We start from the raw sequence: 18,677 nt of genomic DNA on the forward strand, positions 1-18,677 counted from the left end.
GTGGTTGAGATTCGCTTCCGGGTGCACCTTATCGGCGCCTAAGTGAGGCTCCCGTTACGCGTAAGTACACTGCAGCGTCTTCGAAAAGACCAATACGAGCCGCCGCTCCGCCACCTGGACGCGGCTGTCCTGGATGCCAGAAGAAAACAATGGGCCCACAAAAAGCCGAATGGCTCCTCAGCGGGAAAATGGAACCAGGGCGTAGAGGGCTTGCAGGTAACGGGAGATTTCCGTTGCGGCAGAACAAGGTGTTGGAAGCCTGCACCGCTGCTCTTCTCATAGGATCACTTTTCAACTCACCGACATGGGCCGATACAGAACATGTTGACGGCACCGTGACCGTTGACACGCCGCAATCAAACGTTCCTTATCCGATTTCCCCAACAGGCACGGTGATTACGGACTTCACCAGTTACGGGGGGCCGTTTCCATATGTAATGGGTACGTTCACGGTCAACCGCTCGGGCACCTATTCCGGCACCCTTCTCACGCCGACCGTGCAGAATGGCTTCTATCTCGTCCAGGGACCATTCGCTCCCTCGCTTGGCACACCGTCAACGCCACTCTCCAATGTCATTGCTTTTATCCAGGATCTCGGCTCGTCCACGATGAGCTTTTCGTTGGAAGCAGGCACTGTTTACTCGTATGTGGCGATCTTCAGCGCCGGGAGCTCCGACTACACATTTATCCTCGATGGATCAGGGTGCATTGCGCTGACGACCACCTGCTGGATCGATACCTCCAAGCCCTATTTCGTGGAGACGGACAGTCGCGCGAATGGAGAGACGATCGTTTTTGATGGTGGCACCCTTCGCCCCACCACTTCCATGGTGTTTGCGCAGCCAATCACGTTGCGGTCGGGCGGTGGAGCCATTGATACTGCAACCGCTCCAATCGTCACGTTGTCAGGGCCGATCACAGGTTTTGGAGGCCTCACGATCAACGGGGGGAATACCGTCATTCTCGCCGGGCTGAACACCTACAAAGGCGGTACAGCCATTCTAGATGGCCGCGTTATCGCCTCAGCCCGAAGCCTGGGTAGAGGTGATGTCCTCAACAACGGTATCCTTGTCTTTGATCAGAGTGAGGACGGTAGATTCGCTGGCGCCATCACCGGTACTGGAGTTCTGACAAAGGTAGGTGCCGGACGACTCGATCTGTCGGGCACGAGTGACTTCTCAGGTACGACCGATGTTCAGCAAGGCTACTTGTCTGTAAACGGCCATCTGGGCAACTCACTTGTCCGTCTCGGGAGAGATACGACGCTATCGGGCAATGGCTTGATTGGCAGCGTGCTCGCCTCGGCCGGATCGACAGTTGCTCCTGGCAATTCTATCGGACATCTGCATGTCAACGGCGACGCCAGCTTCGCACCGGGTTCCACCTATCGAGTCGAAGTGAATAGCGCCGGCCAAGCCGATCTTCTGACATCGGACGGTGTCATTCGTCTGTCTTCGCGCACCACGTTAAACATTGTTCTGATCGGTGGGCAGCACCAGACATCAGTTCCGTACCTCATCATGCGAGCCCGTGAGGGTATCAAGGGAAGATTTTCACCGCTGCAGAAGGACGTCCTTCCCTTCGTAGAAGCGACTCTGAACTACACGGGGCAAACCGTTACTCTCACTCTCAAACCGAGGGTCAAGCCAAGCGAAGCAGGAGAAATACATGCTGCTGCCATTGGGAGCATATACAAGGACAATCAGCTTGTGCAGAGCACCCTCCTCTCGCGCCTGCGTCGAGTCGAACGCGAAGGTGCAGCAAATCCTCAGGATCTCCCTCAAGCATCGGGTCTCACGTTTTGGGGAGAAGCCCTTGGCTCGTGGGGGCAGGCTCAAAGCCATCATACGAGTGCAAGCGTTGAACGATCTGCCGGAGGATTCCTTCTCGGCGCAGGAGCCCAATTGACACCGGCCACACGCCTGGGCGTCGCCGGCGGCTTTGTGCGCGATACGTTGGATATTGATCGCAGGCTTGCTTCAGGGACGACCGAGAGCGTGGTTGGTGCTCTCTATGGCGCAACGGAACGGGGGGCGCTCAAGCTGCGATTAGGTGCAGGTTTTGCAGGTCACGCCATCGAAAGCCAGCACGGGGTCGAGGCTGCAGGTTTTATTGACCGATCCCAGGCCTCCTATAGTGGTTCAACCCTACAGGGTTTCGGCGAAATCGGCTATGCGCTCGGTCGCGGCCGACTCCGCATCGAACCGTTTCTTGGTGCAGCAGCTTTCAAGGTGCAGACGGATGGCTTTCGAGAAACCGGAGGAGTCGCAGCCCTCAACGCAGATGCCACCAATCATAGTGTCGGGACGGTTACGGTCGGAGCGCATTTAAATGCTATGATCAGCGAAACTCTGCCGATTGCTCTTAATGCGACCCTGGGTTGGCAACGCGCTTATGGCGATCTCATGCCGCAAGTTCTGCTGGTCCCGGTGAATGATAAGCTTGTTTCGCGTGCATCAGGTGCACCTGTCGACCGCAACAGTCTTGTGGCCGAGTTTGGGCTTGACTGGCAGCCGACTAGGACCACCAGCCTCAGCGTGCTCTATCAGGGACAGATCGGAAGGTTCGATCAGGACCATGCTCTCACGGGCAATTTTACCTGGAATTTCTAGCAGAGGATGTCTGAGCCTTGATAAGACCTATTAGCGAGTGTGCCGTCGATCAAGGGGAGAGACTCAGAATGTCTCAACTCACGCGAGGCATCGACGCAGTTCCTTGTCGATCGATTTGCAAAATCTTCGAGATTTCCACGCTGCGGGCCCATCAGGTTGGCACAGAAGATGAATGACTCAGCCCTGCTTTACCTATTCACAGCTTACCTGAGTGGCGTGCTCCTCGTCTGCACGCTGGTCGATATTCGCCGCTATGTCATTCCCAACCTAGCCAGCGGAGCAAGTCTTACCGGGGCCGTGGCTTTCGCCGTGATGTCGTCGCATCATGCTCTTATGCCACAGATACTCGGAGGCGTGCTTGGCGGCGGCGGCTTCATGGCGCTTGCCATCGCATTCCATCGCATCCGGCACCATGAGGGTTTAGGTCTCGGCGACGCAAAATTCATGCTTGGTGCCGGCACCTGGGTCGGATGGCAAGGTGTAGCCCCGCTCGTCCTGCTGGCTTCAGTCTCAGCGCTCATCTATCTCCTTACCCGCAAAGTGATAGACCCGCGTTTCAATTTACAGGGCCGTGTACCCTTCGCACCGTTCTTGAGTGCGACAACGCTCTTCATCTGGTCGCTCCAGGAATTTGGGACTGCGATATGGATGGAGTAGTCCTCCAAAGCAACGATAAACCGAGCCTACCCTCGGTTTCCAGTCCTCGCGCAGCAATCGAGGCAGTCATCGATGTGCTGGTTCAGCGCAGCGCACTTACGCTGCAGTCTCTCACACGCGGTCAACGAGCCTCCGAGCAAAGCAGGGAACGGCTTGATCTGGTCTTGAACAAGCTCGGAATCGTTTCCGACTCTGAACTTGCGTTGGCGTGGTCGACTGTCACTGGGCTTACAATTGCAGAACCGGGCGAATACCCGAATGAAGTACTCTTACGGGAGACCCTCTCGGATGCCTTTCTCAGGCATGCAAAGGTGATCCCTTTAAGGGTCCACAACAGTTCCCTCGAACTTGCTGTTGTTGATGCCCTGGACTTGTTCACGCCAGCGGCGATTGCCGCGAAAACTGGACTCGAGGTCTCGTGCAGGATTGCACGTCATGGCGAGTTTGCAGCCGCTTTTGAAAGGCTGTACGGGAGAATGGAAGGATTGGAGGGTCAGGAAAGCCCTCTCATCACATCCGATCATGCCCTGACCGCGGATATTGAGCGGCTGCGGGATCAGGCCAGCGATGCACCTGTTGTTCGGATCGTCAACAACCTCATCGATCGCGCGATCGAGCTGGGGGCGTCCGACTTGCACATCTCAGCCACCCGGACGGGCTCGCGGATCCGTTATCGCATCGATGGTATTCTTCGAGATGTCACTCCTCCAACGGCCGAGTTCCATGCAGCTGTCGTCTCTCGTTTGAAGATTATGGCGGGTCTTGACATTGCTGAACGGCGCCTCCCACAGGACGGGCGCATCCGCATTGCCTGGCGGGGCCGCGAAATTGACTTACGACTGGCTACTATACCGCACATGAATGGAGAAGGTGCAGTCTTGCGCGTTCTCGACAGGTCCGCGGTTGCTTTGGACTTTCACGCGCTCGGATTTTCTGCTCCGGTGGTTGAGAATATCAATAGCGTTCTCAAACATCCACATGGGATATTCCTCGTAACAGGTCCGACAGGGTCTGGCAAAACAACAACGTTGTATGCGGCTTTGCAGACAATCGCCGAACCACAGCGGAACATCATCACTGTCGAAGATCCCATCGAGTATCAGCTTGAAGGGGTAAATCAGATCCAGGTCAATCGCAAAATTGGGCTCGACTTCGCCAGCACCCTGCGGGCTGTTTTGCGGCACGATCCTGATGTGATTATGGTGGGCGAGATCCGCGATCGCGAGACAGCAGTGGTTGCCAACCAAGCGGCCCTGACAGGCCATCTGGTTTTAGCGACAATCCATACCAATACGGCTGTAGCAGCCTTGCCGAGGCTCGTCGATATGGGGATCGAACCTTACCTGCTTGCCTCGACGATCCGGGCAAGTATGGCGCAGCGCTTGGTGCGCAGGCTCTGTCCCCATTGTAGAAAGCCAGAAGAAGCCGGCTCTTGGCAGAGACACATCTGGAAGCACCAGGCCGCACCTCCTGAGGTCAGCTTCAGGGCTACGGGCTGCGAGGCATGCCAGCATACCGGTTATGCCGGACGACTAGCTCTCGCGGAAGTTGCCATCATCTGTGACAACGTCAGGGAAGCTCTGCTCGATAAGGCAGACGAAACCTGGCTAGCCGCAGCGGCGCGCTCGGCGGGAATGCGCTCATTGCTTGATGACGGCCTCTCGAAAGTGGCGAGCGCGCAGACCAGCATGGAAGAGGTCTTACGTGTGACGGGAGCCTCGTCATGAGGCTTCGATATTTGGCAGCCACCTCGACGAATGAGCGTCGCACCGGATGGATTGAGGCTTCGTCTATGCAGGAGGCTGCAGGAGAGCTGAGGAACAAGGGGCTCCTCGTCATCCGCCTCGAGGAGACATCGATCGCAGCCCAGATTTGGGCATCGCTCAATCGCGAGATTCAACTGAGGCCTGCGGTCTCATCACGAGATCTTGCGAGCCTATCTCAAGAATGGGCCGGTCTTCTTGAAGCCGGTATCAGTGTTGAAGAAGCGCTGAGCATCGTGATGGTTTCTAGGCGTCCATCAGCGGCAAAGGTTTTATCGGGTGTTCGGGATGAAGTGATCAAGGGATCGTCTTTGCACGTAGCTCTTGCCCGTTTTCCTGACTGCTTCCCGACAACTTATGTCACTTTGATCCAGGCTGGTGAAGCCGCTGGAGCGCTTGGCTCAACCCTGAAACGCCTCGCTGACGATCTGTCGATGCAGCGTGGTGTCATGGAAGATGTTAGAAACGCTCTGCTTTACCCAGGGTTTCTTCTTGTGACGGCAATCGTCGGCATCTCGACTTTGCTTGTGGCCATTGTCCCCAATCTGGAGGATCTCTTAGGAGAGCAAGGCCTCGACACCCTGCCGGTCACGACGCGGCTCATCATCACGGCAAGTCACGCTCTGCGTGAGCATGGCCTCTCCGCCCTCGGCGTTGTCGGCGTCCTAGCCCTTTCCCTCACCGTCATTGCCAGAACGGAGATCGGGCGCCTCTCGCTTCACCGTCTCCTCCTGCAGATGCCCCTTATCGGAGCCCTGATCCAGGCCGTCGAGACAGGGCGCTTTGCCCGATCTTTTAGCGCACTCCTCAAGGGAGGGGTGAGCGTCCCCATTGCGATGCCGCTCGCCGTAAAGACTATTTCGAGCCTGGCAATTCGCCTGAAACTAGAGCGGGCATATGACGGCATCCTAACGGGCACCAGCATCGGCGATGCTATTGCCAAGGTCGCGATCCTTCCACGCGACGCCATTGGTCTCATCCGAATGGGAGAGCGAACTGGCCAACTGGATTTAGCACTCGAGCGGACGGCCATGCTCTACGAAGGGAGAGCAACGCGGAGGCTCAAAGCCTTAACGACCCTGATGACGCCAAGCCTTACGATTGCGTTCGGTCTCGTCGCCGGTGGGATCATCTATGCCATGCTCTCCGCGATTCTCAGCATCAATGATTTGGCGGTTGCACAATGACAAGAGCCATCAGAAAAATCCTACGAAGATCGCTTCGCATGGTCCTGGCGCGTATAACCGGTTGCGACGAGGGTATGACACTGCTCGAGCTCCTCGTCGTCATTGTTATTCTAGGCCTCCTTGCGACACTCGGCTCGATTAAGCTCATGAGCTATCTTGGGCGTGCCAAGACGGATACGGCCCGATTGCAGCTGCAGGAGCTCATGACGGCTCTCGACCTGTATCGGATCGATGTTGGGCGGCTTCCGACGACTTCTGAGGGGCTGAGTGCCTTGGTCGAGCGACCCGGTAGTGCCCCCACGTGGCGCGGCCCTTACCTGCGCAGCAAGGCCGCTCTGTCTGATCCTTGGCGTCGCCCGTATCGATATCAGTCACCAGGCACGCGCGGAGAGTATGACCTCCTCAGCTTCGGAGCAGACGGGACAGCCGGTGGAGAGAGTGAAAACCAGGACATCGTCAGCTGGAATGAATGATAATCAAGGTTTTACGCTTCTTGAGATGCTTGTGGTTATCACCATCCTATCCTTGGCAGGGATGATTGTGAGTATCGCTATTCCACGAGCTGCTGAACGTGTCCTTTTGGCAAGGGCAGAGGCTGAGATCGTCAAAGTTCTGAACGACACGCACACGCAAGCGCTGCAATCAGCATCGATCCGACGGGTTGTCTTCGACCTTGAGCGGCGACGATTCCAGATTGAAGGAAGTCAGGACTGGCTCAATCTCCCCGAACGAACCGAGGTCGCCATAATTTCGGCTCGTGAGCTGGGGCTTCCGCGCTACCCGGCTATCGTGTTCCTTGGAGATGGAACGAGTTCCGGAGCCGAGGTCACACTCAGGAATGGGGAATATACCAAGAGGTTTCGCATCAATTGGCTGACAGGGATCATTGATTATGCAGCCCTCTAACAGTCAATCCGGCTTCACAGTGCTCGAAGCCTTGGTGGCCCTTGCGATCCTGACCGGCGTGACGGCCTCGATCCTTCTACTGCTGTCCAGTCTCAGAGCTGCGCAGCTGAACAGCCGTTTGCGCCTGGCAAGTACGCTCCAAGCTCAGGCTCTTCTGAACCGGGTTGGGCGTGATATTCCGCTCGAAAGCGGAATCCGAACCGGAACGTTTATGGATGGGCGGAAGTGGTCCATCGCTATCCAGCCATTCGGCAGCGATGTTGCGTTCGAGAGAACGAGATCGCACGTGCTCTATGACGTGCGGGTTCTGGTTGGGGTGACCATCGACAGGAATAGAGACTTTGAATTACGAACGCTCATAAGGGATGTCCCATGAGCGGCTCTCGACCTAACGAATCTAATCAGGGATTTGCGTTAGTCGATGTGCTTGTGGCTCTGGCAGTCACTGGTCTGGCAGGGTCAGTTCTTGTCGGGCTGTTCGTCTTCATTGAGAGTAGTATCTATAGGACCCGCGAACTCGCACAGGCTGACCGAGGGACCGCGGTCGTCAGCCGAATTCTGCGCCAGCTGACCGAAGATGGATATTCTGTCCGCGCGAGCCATTCAGGCGTCGTGCATCCACATGGAACGGACCGTGCCTTCGTTATTGCTACCACGGGACCTCGGATTCTGGGCCTGTCTCGGCCAGCGCTTTTTACACTTGAATCGGAGATTGCAGGCGGAAAGACGAGAATCGTTCTGCGGTGGAAAGATCCCGATACCGGACAGGAGCATGCGGAGATTGTAGGAGCGCTCGTAGACCGCGCCTCATTTTCGTATTTAGGCCGGGACAGCGCTTTTGCAGAACGATCCTGGAAACCTACCTGGGAGGGAAAGCGTGGCCGGTTGGAAGCAATAAAGCTAACTTTATCTTCGAGAGATATGCCTACGCCAATCGAGCTTGTCGCACCAGTGCGAGCCAGCGTGCCCCTCCAATGTATCCGCAATCCCCACCAGCCGGGATGCTCCTTCGGGGAGGAGTAGGAATGAAGCTTTTCCGAAGCATCAGATCTCACTATGGCCGTCTCGTCCTTAAATCCTGGCTAGCGGCCGCACTCGTACACCTTCCGCCACAGTGGAGGCAAAAGCTTACCGCTCGGCGGCGTTTGCTGATCAGCCTTTTCGAGAATGGTTTGTGCCTTCAGATCACTCCTAGCGACAGTCGCTACGATAGGGCAGTATGGTCGCCGGATCTGCAAGGTTGGACCGACGCGAGCGCCGCGGACGAACTGCTCTCCCTGGCCCCTGATCACTTCATCGATCTCAGGGTCTCTGACAACTATATTCTTAACCAGATTATCGTCTTGCCGCGCCTCGCGGGAGAAAATCTGGATGAAGCTGTAGCTTTTGGCCTGTCAACTTGGACCCCCTTTCAAGCTGATGAGGTCTATTTCGCCGCTTGCCCGATAGCCCGGGATTGCGACCAGATCACAGTGTCGATCAAGTATGCTCTACAAGCTAGACTGAAGCCGCTGATTGATCAGGTATCCGTAGCCATCTTACCGCCTGACAGGCTCGCGTTCGAAGGAGGCGAACATTGGACTGTCCTCTTGAACAAGAAGAAGAAGCAGCGAATAAACTGGCAACAGCGCTGTGATGCGGGCCTCGTCGCTGCGGCGGTTGCCCTAGCGCTAATCCTTGTCCTTGCCGCAAGTTGGCGACAAGAAGACGAACTCGTCGCCTATCAGACTGCACTCCGCCGGGAAGTGAGCCTTCTCGCGAAGGAAGATGCTATTCGCAAAGCATCGGAAGTGAATGCAGTACCACACGCCACGGTCGCTCAATATCGCGCGGAGCACTACAGTATAAGTGAAGTGATGGCAGGGCTGGCGCAACACCTCCCCCCGGATGCTTTTGTTCTTGATCTTGAGGTGAATGGGAGCAAGGGACGTGTTGAGATCGGGAGCGCCGATAGTACGGCCCTCGCCGATGCTCTTATCGGTGTGAGTGCCATGGCTGATGTGCAGATTGAGGATTTTCGACCCGGACGACCTGTAACAGTTCTGTTTACGATCCCGCGGATCAGCCCATGAAACTTAAACTCTCCCGACACCAGCGATCACTCGCTGCACTATGTTCTCTCCTGCTGCTGGTCGGACTTGCTTGGGCGGTAATGCAATCCTTTTGGAATAGACACGTACAAATTGTCACTGCGCAATCGCGCATAAGGGATATTTCGGATAGGAAGCGTCACTTAATCTTGCTGCCGGGACGCTCCTCTTCTTTTGCCAGCTCGTCTTCATCAGGACTTTTACAGGCAGAGACTGTAGATGAAGCCCCTGCTCTCCTTGAGAGCTATCTTCGAAATTCCATCCAATCTCACGGAGGTATTGAAGTTACTGTGCGGGTTGGAGCATCCATGGAGCTGGGGATCACTGTCCTTCGAGCCGATCTAAGCGCTCGCGTGCCCGAGGATGAAATCATGAAATTGCTTCATTTAATGGAGGCTGGATCTCCCACTGTAATCATTGACAGCATTCGGATACGGCACTTACCTCCAATAAATTCAAGCCATCCTGGAGAGTGGTTGGGTCTGACCGGCTCTGTGCGCGTTTTTGCCGATCCCTCTCCTCCTGTGAAGCAGCAGCTATGACAAGGCTCCGCCTCGTTCTTCTTCTCGCGAATGGCGCTCTCATCGTATGTGTGAGCCTGCTGTTACAATTGCCTCTTCCCGTGATTGATCTCTCTGCACCCAAGGGAGAAATCTCGCAGGTGAGCGCTAACCAGCCAGCGATCCGGACCATTCCGGCACTTGACCTGGAACAATCGCTTTTTCGGCCAACTTCAAGCGACCCTCAGATCAATGAATCGCAGGAGGCGTTATCTGCTCCAGAAATTCGCTTGGCCGGGGTTCTTCTATCAGATGAGGTTCGCTTGGTGCTGGTCGAGCAGCAGGACCTTCCCTTGCGGCGACTTCAAGAAGGTGATGACTTTAATGGTTGGATTGTGACTAGCATTGAACCGCGGTCGATGACGCTCATGGCGCAAGGGCAGACTGCCGTATACCGATTGGATCCGAGTTCTGATGATACCAGCTCTCAAAGTGAAATCGTTGAGCAGCCACAAGACCCGATGTAGTTCGGGCAAAGCGTTTCATTTTACAGGCGTAAAGGAGGAGAATGGCTTTGTTCTCCTGTCCGTTCTGCTTGTAACAAGCGTAATCTCCGCTCTTGCTTTGGGGGCTGCAGTCATTGCGCGAAGTTACCTGCGGAGCGCCGATATAGAAGTACGCGCTATTTCCGCCCGCGCTCTCGCTGATGCAGGACTAACGCGCATCGTGGCGGCCCTTGAGGATGTGGACGATCAGCTTGGCGCCAGCTTGCGTGTGTCCCCTACACCTTGGATCTACGCTGGCACAGAGCTTCTTCTTGAAGTTGAGTTTGAGGCTGGAAAAGTCGACCTCAATTCTGGCGACGGGGAGTTGGTTCAATCTGTCATGAGGGCTGTGGTCAAGGACGGCTTACTGGCCAATCATGTTCTAGAGCGATGGATGGAGTTTCGCCGCCGCGGCCAGGAGATAGAGACGATCGATGTTCTTCTTGACCCGCGGCAGAGGTTCGCATCCCTTGCTGCCGACCTTGAACGCCATTTCACGACCATATCTGGCGCAAGAGGGTTCGACCCCATCGTGGCTTCAGATGTTGTGCTGCATCATGTTCCAGGGATCGCTGAAGCTGATCTGCGCCAGATTGAAGACATGAGGCAAGGGAGGACCGGCAAAGGCGATCTCCCAGCGATCAAGCGGCGCTACCAACCTTTGCTCGATGGCGAGCGGCCTCTCTATCGCATTCGCTCAACCATTAGTCTTCCTAACCAGCTTACCGTGCGTCGAGAAGCCCTGGCTGCTCGGAATGATGACACTGGTACAATGCATATTATTTTCTGGCGCGATCATGTGGAGCGCGCGCCAGTTTCGTTGCCACAATAGTCAGTAGCCAAGGAGGATTGCGCGAACATCCCTCGGGCGATCGCTAACAAAGGACCAAGGGCAAAGTCAGTTCCTAGGCCCCGTGCTCAACTGCAACCATGGCCTTCTCAGATAACGAGAATATCCTTGTACGTGAGCGATGCCTTATTCTTGATCAAGGCAATCTCAATCGCCGCGCCCCTGCCAGATCCGTCAGGATCGTACCAGAGGACTCCTGTCTTTTTGTTGTAACCTAAAAAGTCGTCTTTGTCTTTCGCAGCGGCACCTGAGACGAAGTTCTTGCTGCTGAGCCAGCCAGCTTTTGTGAGCTTTCTAAAAATTATGTTCTCCAGAGCGATAGTGTCCTGCGCTCTGTTGAAATCCTGAATCGTGTCGAAATTTACCGAGCGATCCGTCACGGATGTGCCGAGCCTTGCATTGAAAACAAAGGTATCGGAGCCGGCGCCTCCAGTGAGAATATCGTTGCCGTATCCACCTGTGATCCTGTCGTTCCCAAGACCGCCGCCCAGCCTGTCGCCAGCTGAGCCGCCAACCAAGGTATCGTCTCCGCTCGACCCAAGTGTGGACTCGGACCATACGTCATCAACGGAAACCGAGATGGTTTTCGTGAAAGTTAAGCCTGTCTTGTCGGTCACCAAGACAATGATATTGTGAGATCTTGCCTGCTCAAAATCCAGCTTGACCCCATCAGCAACAACAATTTTGCTACCACTCAAGTCAAAGCGGCCACCCGCATTGTCAATGAGCTCGTATGTAAAGGAATCAAGCGCTCCGTCGGCATCGACAGTCTCGAGTGTTCCGACCACGGCTCCTGACGCTGATAGTTCCTTGATGTCGTAGCGGTCCATGGTCAAGTCTGTCGGAGCTTGATACAGGTATTGGCTTACGGTTGTTTGGGCCGATGTTGCCTGATCGTCCTGATCGGTCACGGTAACAACGATTTTGCGGGCTCCAAGCATTGCCGTTTCGGGATTTCCGTTGCGATAGGTCACAGCGTGGAGAAGCTCCTGCACGAGTTTCCGACTCGCAAATGCATTGAACTCAATCTCAAAGCCGGACCCGTCAGCCCAGGCGAGCGTCCCGATCGCCACTCCGCCAATTGAAACAATACTATCGGCACGCAGACCATCGGAAAGTGTAATGCGGCCTGAAAGATCAAGACCCACAGCATCAATGGAGTCTACGTAGCCTTCTGAGATGGCGACATTGAGAGTTTTGAGTGGGCGCCCTGAAAGGAATGTCAGCGGCTCGCCAGCGTCGATGAGAACAGAACGACCCGAAAAAGTGAGCACAGAGTCACCGTCGAGATGACTGATGCTGGGCGGGAAAGCCGTGTAGGTTCCACTGTCATCGGTAATCTTGTCGATCCCGTTGAGGATCAGCTGCTCTCTTTCCTCAACCGAAAATATACCGCTGGTCAGGATCAAGTGATCGTTCAGGCTCGTGCGCCCGTTGATCCGTAACGCAAGAGCTTTATCACTTAAGGTAACATTCGTGTCGTTGGACAGGGTGACGTGCTGGAGGTTGCGAATAGTTTTGCCGCGAAGGTCAATACCAGTGCCCTCGAGAACAAGTTCGTTCTCGGCCCCGTCGCCAGCTCCGCCATCGAGCGTCATCACTCCCAGGAGCGTAGCAGCATCAACTATAAAGGTGTCTGCCGCTGTTTGTGATCCCTGTAAAATCTCTATATTTGTAAATTTTGTCATTCCTCGAAGATCGAGTGTGCTCCCTAGGGACTGCAGTGTATCAATACCGCCTTCCCCATCGAGTTCATCGGTCTGATTTAACGTTGCAGGATCCGCGATAAAAATCTCACCCGCCGCAGTCCCTGTGATAATGTCGCTACCTTCGGTGAGAAGATGCGATCCTGCAGGTGCAACGGAGACAGAGACGATCGATGTGACACTTTGATGGCTTCGGTCTTCAATGGATACTGCTATGTCGCATTGGCCTACGTACAATGGGTCCAACGCTACGTTCGTATAGCTGAGTGCGTGTAGAAGCTGCTCAACCCGAGCGTAGGTTGCTTGATCGTTGAACGCAATTTTGAAGCCCGCGTCGGAGATACTCTCGATTTTTCCGATGACAATGCCTTCAACGGATACAACGCTGTCGACATCCATCCCGTCTGAAAGCACAATCCCACCGCTGGTGTCGATTCCGACGGTATCTAAAGCGGAATTTCCTGACACGGGGGTTGTGGTGATCGTCAGTGAAGCGAGTGTTTCTCCATCGTCATCAATGTCAGCGTTATGATCAGGGTCGAGCAATATGCTTGCCCCCGGCGTGACCTGAACGGTTCCAGACAGATCGACGATATCAGGAGGCTGATTATCGTAGCTGTCTGCACCAATCAAAACACGGCTTATTCCGTGTTCGAAGAGCGTTCTGAGAAGTGCATTCCTTTCGTCGATATCAGGAACATCCTCAAGCAGGGTTAGCGTTTTCGTTCCTTCCCCGTAGGCGCGAATGAGGAGCGCAATTTCTTTGTTAGGGACTGTTACCTCAATTCCCCACAACGGAGTTTCGAGGTTGATCTCGCCAAAGCCTGAGATGGTCTTGCCCGTAAGGTCGAATGTGTCACCGGAGATCGTAAGTTCGCTGGTACCGCCGCTTCCTTGGAGTGTCAGAACGCTACCTAGCTGAGCGACACTCATGAGAAGGGAGTCAGTGTCTCTCAAGCCGGTGATGATCTCAATGTTTTGAAATGTGCTGACGCTTCTGAGGTCGAAAACGCCGCCTCCCGTCAAGTCGAGAGTGTCGATATCAGCACCACCATCCAGGGTGACGCCTGCGAGTTCATCGGCTGTGACGGTGAAGGTATCCGGCCCCGAAGTACCGCTGCTCGCTGCTGCAACAATAGCGGTTGTCCCGCTGCCATTCAGTGTCGTCACGGAATCGCTCCTACTTTCATTTTAGGCGTCTCTCCCAATCGGTTTCTGACGCCTCACTCTAGGATATGTAAAGTTATAACGTGTTATATTTTTGTTGCAACTTACCGGTGCAGCGCTTGTCGGACACATTCATGATCATTGGCCGAGGGCGCGTGATACCCCAGCCATACCGGCCTTGATCTCTTCCGTAACGCGAGCCGTATCCAGACGATTAGCAATTACAGTCGGACGGATGATGATCATTAGCTCTGTACGATGCTGCTCTTTTGAGGCATCGCTTGTGAAGGCCGCCCCGAGCAGCGGAATGTCTTTCAGAATCGGAACGCCTTGACTCCCCTTCTGGCGGCTCGTTGAGATTAATCCACCGAGAATGATCTCGGCTCCGCTCTGCACAGCAACCGAGCTGTTGATTTTACGCTGTCGAATCGTGGGGGAGTCGATCGTGGACGTAGCAGTCGGGACCACATCGCTGACCTCTTGGCTGATATCCAGCATCACCAGGCCGCTTGAATTGACCCGAGGTGTGACGGACAGGATTATACCAGTATCCTTCATTTCGATGTCATTGACGATTGGCGCATCTGGGGTCGTCACGGTCCGTGCGGAGCGTGTCGCGATCGGAACTTGATCACCGACCTTCAAGGTGGCCGTCTCATTGTCGAGAACAGTCAGGGCCGGTGAGGAGATGACTTCCAAATTCGTGACCTGTTCGAGCGCGTTGACGACAAGGCGCCCGTTGGGGACGCTGAAGACATAGTTGAAGCCTGGCGAGAGCGGCGAGTTTGCATTTCCCCCGATGCCACTCAGCGCGATGCCATGATGGCCGTTCTGGAAATACCACCGGACGCCATGACGTAGGGCATCATTCAGGGAAACTTCTGCAATCGTCGCTTCGATTAGAACCTGTGTAGGTAACACATCGAGTCTGCGGATTGTCGCCTCGATCAACCTGTACTGATCAGGCTCGGCTCGGATGACGAGAGAATTTGTTGAAATGTCCGCCCGCACCTGAATGCCTTCAAGCGCGTTTCCGCTGCCGTCGACCTCAACCTCCCCGCCGCCGAAGCTGGCCTGCTGAATTCGCGCTTCGGCCGAACTCGTTTGGGAAAGGCCTGGTGTCAACGATGGTGGCGTCACACCCTTTTCAACCTTGCGTTGCTGATCGCCGCGTCCGCCTAGCACACCGTTCAGCATATCTGCGACATCCGTCGCGCGACGATTTTGGATCGGGAAGACTCGCACCTGTCTAGTGTCACTTCCCGATAAATCGAGCTGCGCAATCCAGTCTTTTGCGCGCTCGAGGGTTTCGGGCACACTCGTCATCAGAATCACCGCGTTCATACGCTGAATCGGCAGGACTTTTAGAGTTTGTCCACCGCCTTGCCCGAACATCTGCGTGATCTCGGAAGCAACGTAAGTGGCATTTGCGTCTTTGAGAGGTACCAGAGCAAATGACATGCCCCGCATCTGGTCCACATCAAGGGATTGCAGAACCTGGATCAGTGCGTCGAGCTCAGAGGGTGCACCAGCGAGGACGAGATAGCGTCCCTCGTTGTTGGCTGTGATTTCCGTACCCGAACCGGAGAAGGGCTGCAGCGCAGCCCGCGCCTGCTCGGGATTAAGGTAACGTACAGGAATGATGCGGATGTTCTCGCCGAATTGTCCGCGAGCATTCTCAGCGCTACGAGCTGCGACCCGAAAGACGCCGTCGCTCTTCATTAGTGTGGCATTGTTCATTTGAAGAACATTGCGCACAAGATTGAGTGCCATCTTACGTGAAACGGGGTCCGTTGTGCGCAAAGTGATGCGCCCGGCAAGATCCGGGTCGACAAGGACGTTTTCCTTCAAAATCTCGTCGAAGACGACGCGGACGAAGCTTTGGAGCTCTACATTGACAAAGTTGAGAGCTACCTTCGTACCGTTGTCGGAGATCTGAACCTGCTCTCCACCCTCGAGAGGAGGGGCTGGGGCCGCGTCTTGACCAAGATCCGTGTAAGCGCGCCTGCGGTCCCCTTGGTAGGACATCACGGCTTCGGATGTGCCTCGTTCCGGACGCCCGGACGTGAGAACAGACGCGCCGAGCCCAAGAAAGCTCGTTCTTGTTCCCTCGACATCTCTAGAGCCGGACGAAGTGCAGCCAGAAGTGACCACCAACAACGCCATGGCCACCATTCTGCCCTTCATGGAAAGCCCCGATCAAGAAAATTAACCCTGTTATAACATGTCATTACAGTGGTAGGCTCTGCTTTGGCACGACCATTGGTAATCCGTCCACAAGATAGAATTTGGCTCGCTGGTAAGTCTTTGGACGGCTAGGATCTTGGGGCCTTAACTAAGAACCCTGCTCTACCAAGATTGCTTCGCTGTTTAGGGAGACTCTTTCCCTGTTACCTTGCCCTGTCCTTATAGAATAAACACTTGATATTATTATAAGATAACCAGAGCACCGAGGCCGGATGGCCAGGATCGCCCGGAAGATCAAGCGTTACCCATCCGATTTGACGGATGAGGAATGGGCACGGATCGCGCCCCCTCATGCCCAAACCGGGTCGCCGTGGCCGATCCCGAGAGATCGAATTCCGGGAGGTGATTAACGCAATGCGTTATCTGGTGCGTTGTGGCTGCGGCTGGCGGGATCCACTTCGGGCACTGGCGGACGGTCTATGGCTGGTCCCGCGAACTGGCCCGCCGCTTCCTGTTCCAAACCCTTCACGACGTCGAGTTGATGCTGGATCGTGAGCGGTCCGGACGTAAGGCAAGCCCGACGGCGGCCGTGATCGACAGCCAGTCGGTCAAGGCTCCCCATGCCGCAACAAGAGGTTACGATGCCGGCAGGAAGATTGTCGGCCGCAAGCGTCACATCGCAGTCGACACCGACGGGCAGCTCCTGATGGTCAACCTGACCGCGGCCGACATCTCCGACAGCGCCTATGACAGGCTCACGCTGATGGACAAGGCCGCCTATCTCGACTTCGCCCTCGAGATCATCCGCCGTCGTAACGAGGCCCAGGACTTCTAGATCCTGCCCCGCCGCTGGGACGTGGAACGGACTTGCGGATGGATAATCCGCTGGCGGCGGCTCGTGCGCGACTACGAACGCCGCATCGACATCTCACACACTATGATCCTCGTTGCAATGGGCGGAAATCTCATCCGAAGAAACGCACATCCCCGATTTCCAAACAGGCTCTTAGACGGGGACTTGCCTCTTCGTCGCACTGAGTAACGACTGCTTTTTTAGCGCGACCCCGTAAAGGTCAACTCATCACGCCAATGCGGAACTTCGGCTGAGGTCCGAGACGTGCCAAGAGCCGAAGTTTTTGCTATGCTCCATTCTCTGTTTCAAGACCATGGTGTGAGCTGACGCAAGTAACCCTGAAAAGAAAATGCCGGGCCAAAGGCCCGGCATGAAGTGAGGCTCGACAAACAGTCAAAACCTTTCAGAGGGAACGGCCGACCCGGCAGCGCCGGGAGGAAGAAAAGCGATGCCGCGTTGAAATCAGCCGCTGCTGATATCGTCCGCATTGCGCTTATTTGCAATGCAGCATGCCTCATGAAAGAGCTCCGTTACAGAGATAGTCGTGCTCGCAAAATGCCTGCATCGTTATCGTCCATCACCTTCTGAGGTGCAGGTCTCAAATCCTGCGGCGGCGAGCCAGATTGCTGGAGGAGAGGCAAAGCAGTTCGAAGAGTACCTGTGCACCTGCATGTGCCGTATTGCTCGTCGCATCATATTGCGGTGCGACCTCCACGACATCGCCTCCTATGATGTCGATGCCGATGAGGCCGCGCAAAATCTCCAGGACCTCGCGCGGTTGGAGGCCGCCCACCTCCGGTGTGCCTGTTCCCGGTGCGAACCCCGGATCAAGGCTGTCGATATCGAAGGATACATAGGTCGGGCCGTCGCCGACGACAGCGCGGGCTTTCTCGATGACGGCGGCAATTCCCATTTTCGGCACTTCCTCGGCGTGAATCACCGTCATGCCGGACACATAGGAGAACTCCCATAGATACTCGGCCCCACCACGAATGCCGATCTGGATGACGCGTTCCGGGTCCAATGTGCCCTCCAGAACCGCCTGACGGAACGGTCCGCCGTGATGAAACTTGGAGTTCTCATAGATGCCGCCGGTGTCGCAATGAGCATCGATGTGAATCATGCCCACAGGCCGGTCCTTGCCGACAGCCGCAAGGATGGCTCGGGTAATTGAATGATCGCCCCCGACCGCGAGCGGCAGAACTCCAGCGCTAACAACTCTCCTGAAGAAGTCCTCAATATCGGCGTGACAAGACTCGAGACTGAAACGGCTGCGGAACGGCACATCGCCGATATCGGCTACCTTTGCGTCCGCCATAGGCGTCATTCGCAGGACATGTTCATAGGGCCCGATGCGCTCGATAGCGCGCACCGCGCGGGGCCCGAGGCGAGCGCCGGCCCGATTTGTGACGCCGAGATCCATCGGCACGCCGATGAGTGCCACGTCGAGCCCGCCGAAATCAGGCAGTTCAACCACATCTGGGCGAAATGGCGCATCCAGGAAAGTTGCTGGATCGGCGAACGGCCATTTGCGTCGGTCACTTTCCGAAAACTGGAGGCTTGCTGCCTTACGGAAGTCCGCATCATCAATGTCGCCGCCGGTCGCGCCTTGGTAGCGGGCCCGTAGAGCTTCGAGCTTGTTCTGGTCCATGAT

Annotated in this window: 14 protein-coding genes and 1 pseudogene; 12 read left to right on the plus strand and 3 right to left on the minus strand. The window is 55.6% G+C overall.

Translation table 11 applies throughout. The features are described 5' to 3' along the window. Nucleotides 1-233 precede the first annotated feature (233 nt). From ACUXUR_RS24105 to ACUXUR_RS24155, 11 genes are all read left to right on the plus strand, one after another. Nucleotides 234-2,612, plus strand: a complete 2,379-nt coding sequence (locus ACUXUR_RS24105; protein ID WP_445504882.1) for an autotransporter outer membrane beta-barrel domain-containing protein — start codon at nucleotides 234-236, stop codon at nucleotides 2,610-2,612. 168 nt (nucleotides 2,613-2,780) lie between these two features. Further along, complete coding sequence (locus ACUXUR_RS24110) at nucleotides 2,781-3,269, plus strand: prepilin peptidase (RefSeq protein ID WP_445504883.1); 489 nt, start codon at nucleotides 2,781-2,783, stop codon at nucleotides 3,267-3,269. After that, a complete protein-coding gene (locus ACUXUR_RS24115; protein WP_445504884.1) occupies nucleotides 3,257-4,996 on the plus strand; it encodes a GspE/PulE family protein in 1,740 nt (579 codons plus the stop codon). The genes ACUXUR_RS24110 and ACUXUR_RS24115 overlap by 13 nt, the downstream gene beginning before the upstream one ends. 65 nt (nucleotides 4,997-5,061) lie before the next feature. Further along, nucleotides 5,062-6,219, plus strand: a complete 1,158-nt coding sequence (locus ACUXUR_RS24120; RefSeq protein WP_445504911.1) for a type II secretion system F family protein — start codon at nucleotides 5,062-5,064, stop codon at nucleotides 6,217-6,219. Between the two features lie 74 nt (nucleotides 6,220-6,293). Next, complete coding sequence (gene gspG / locus ACUXUR_RS24125) at nucleotides 6,294-6,692, plus strand: type II secretion system major pseudopilin GspG (RefSeq protein WP_445504885.1); 399 nt, start codon at nucleotides 6,294-6,296, stop codon at nucleotides 6,690-6,692. Then, nucleotides 6,685-7,125 (plus strand): prepilin-type N-terminal cleavage/methylation domain-containing protein, encoded by a 441-nt coding sequence (locus ACUXUR_RS24130; RefSeq protein ID WP_445504886.1) that lies wholly within the window; start codon nucleotides 6,685-6,687, stop codon nucleotides 7,123-7,125. Before gspG ends, ACUXUR_RS24130 begins: the two co-directional genes overlap by 8 nt. Then, the gene (locus tag ACUXUR_RS24135; protein WP_445504887.1) at nucleotides 7,112-7,501 is read left to right on the plus strand and encodes a PulJ/GspJ family protein; all 390 of its coding nucleotides are present in this window, start codon (nucleotides 7,112-7,114) and stop codon (nucleotides 7,499-7,501) included. Before ACUXUR_RS24130 ends, ACUXUR_RS24135 begins: the two co-directional genes overlap by 14 nt. 649 nt (nucleotides 7,502-8,150) lie before the next feature. Beyond that, on the plus strand, nucleotides 8,151-9,197 hold the full coding sequence (locus ACUXUR_RS24140) for a hypothetical protein (RefSeq protein WP_445504888.1): 1,047 nt from the start codon (nucleotides 8,151-8,153) through the stop codon (nucleotides 9,195-9,197). Next, nucleotides 9,194-9,757: a GspMb/PilO family protein gene (locus ACUXUR_RS24145; RefSeq protein ID WP_445504889.1), complete on the plus strand. Its 564-nt coding sequence runs from the start codon at nucleotides 9,194-9,196 to the stop codon at nucleotides 9,755-9,757. Before ACUXUR_RS24140 ends, ACUXUR_RS24145 begins: the two co-directional genes overlap by 4 nt. Then, nucleotides 9,754-10,242, plus strand: a complete 489-nt coding sequence (locus ACUXUR_RS24150) for a hypothetical protein (protein WP_445504890.1) — start codon at nucleotides 9,754-9,756, stop codon at nucleotides 10,240-10,242. Before ACUXUR_RS24145 ends, ACUXUR_RS24150 begins: the two co-directional genes overlap by 4 nt. Beyond that, nucleotides 10,217-11,092 (plus strand): hypothetical protein, encoded by an 876-nt coding sequence (locus ACUXUR_RS24155; RefSeq protein WP_445504891.1) that lies wholly within the window; start codon nucleotides 10,217-10,219, stop codon nucleotides 11,090-11,092. The genes ACUXUR_RS24150 and ACUXUR_RS24155 overlap by 26 nt, the downstream gene beginning before the upstream one ends. A 107-nt stretch (nucleotides 11,093-11,199) precedes the next feature. Here ACUXUR_RS24155 and ACUXUR_RS24160 read toward each other — a convergent pair whose 3' ends face one another. Both ACUXUR_RS24160 and gspD read right to left on the minus strand, forming a co-directional pair. Further along, nucleotides 11,200-13,986 (minus strand): hypothetical protein, encoded by a 2,787-nt coding sequence (locus ACUXUR_RS24160; protein ID WP_445504892.1) that lies wholly within the window; start codon nucleotides 13,984-13,986, stop codon nucleotides 11,200-11,202. A gap of 135 nt (nucleotides 13,987-14,121) precedes the next feature. Next, nucleotides 14,122-16,170 carry a type II secretion system secretin GspD gene (gspD, locus tag ACUXUR_RS24165; protein WP_445504893.1) on the minus strand — a complete coding sequence of 683 codons (2,049 nt, stop codon included), beginning with the start codon at nucleotides 16,168-16,170 and terminating at the stop codon, nucleotides 14,122-14,124. A gap of 272 nt (nucleotides 16,171-16,442) precedes the next feature. On the opposite strand from gspD, the pseudogene ACUXUR_RS24170 reads away from it, so the two are divergent. Beyond that, nucleotides 16,443-17,212 (plus strand): annotated as a pseudogene (locus ACUXUR_RS24170) (transposase). 409 nt (nucleotides 17,213-17,621) lie between these two features. Here the strand turns inward: ACUXUR_RS24170 and speB are convergent. Further along, nucleotides 17,622-18,674 carry an agmatinase gene (speB, locus tag ACUXUR_RS24175; protein WP_445504894.1) on the minus strand — a complete coding sequence of 351 codons (1,053 nt, stop codon included), beginning with the start codon at nucleotides 18,672-18,674 and terminating at the stop codon, nucleotides 17,622-17,624. Nucleotides 18,675-18,677 lie beyond the last annotated feature (3 nt).

It is taken from the genome of Microvirga medicaginis, from assembly GCF_052658925.1.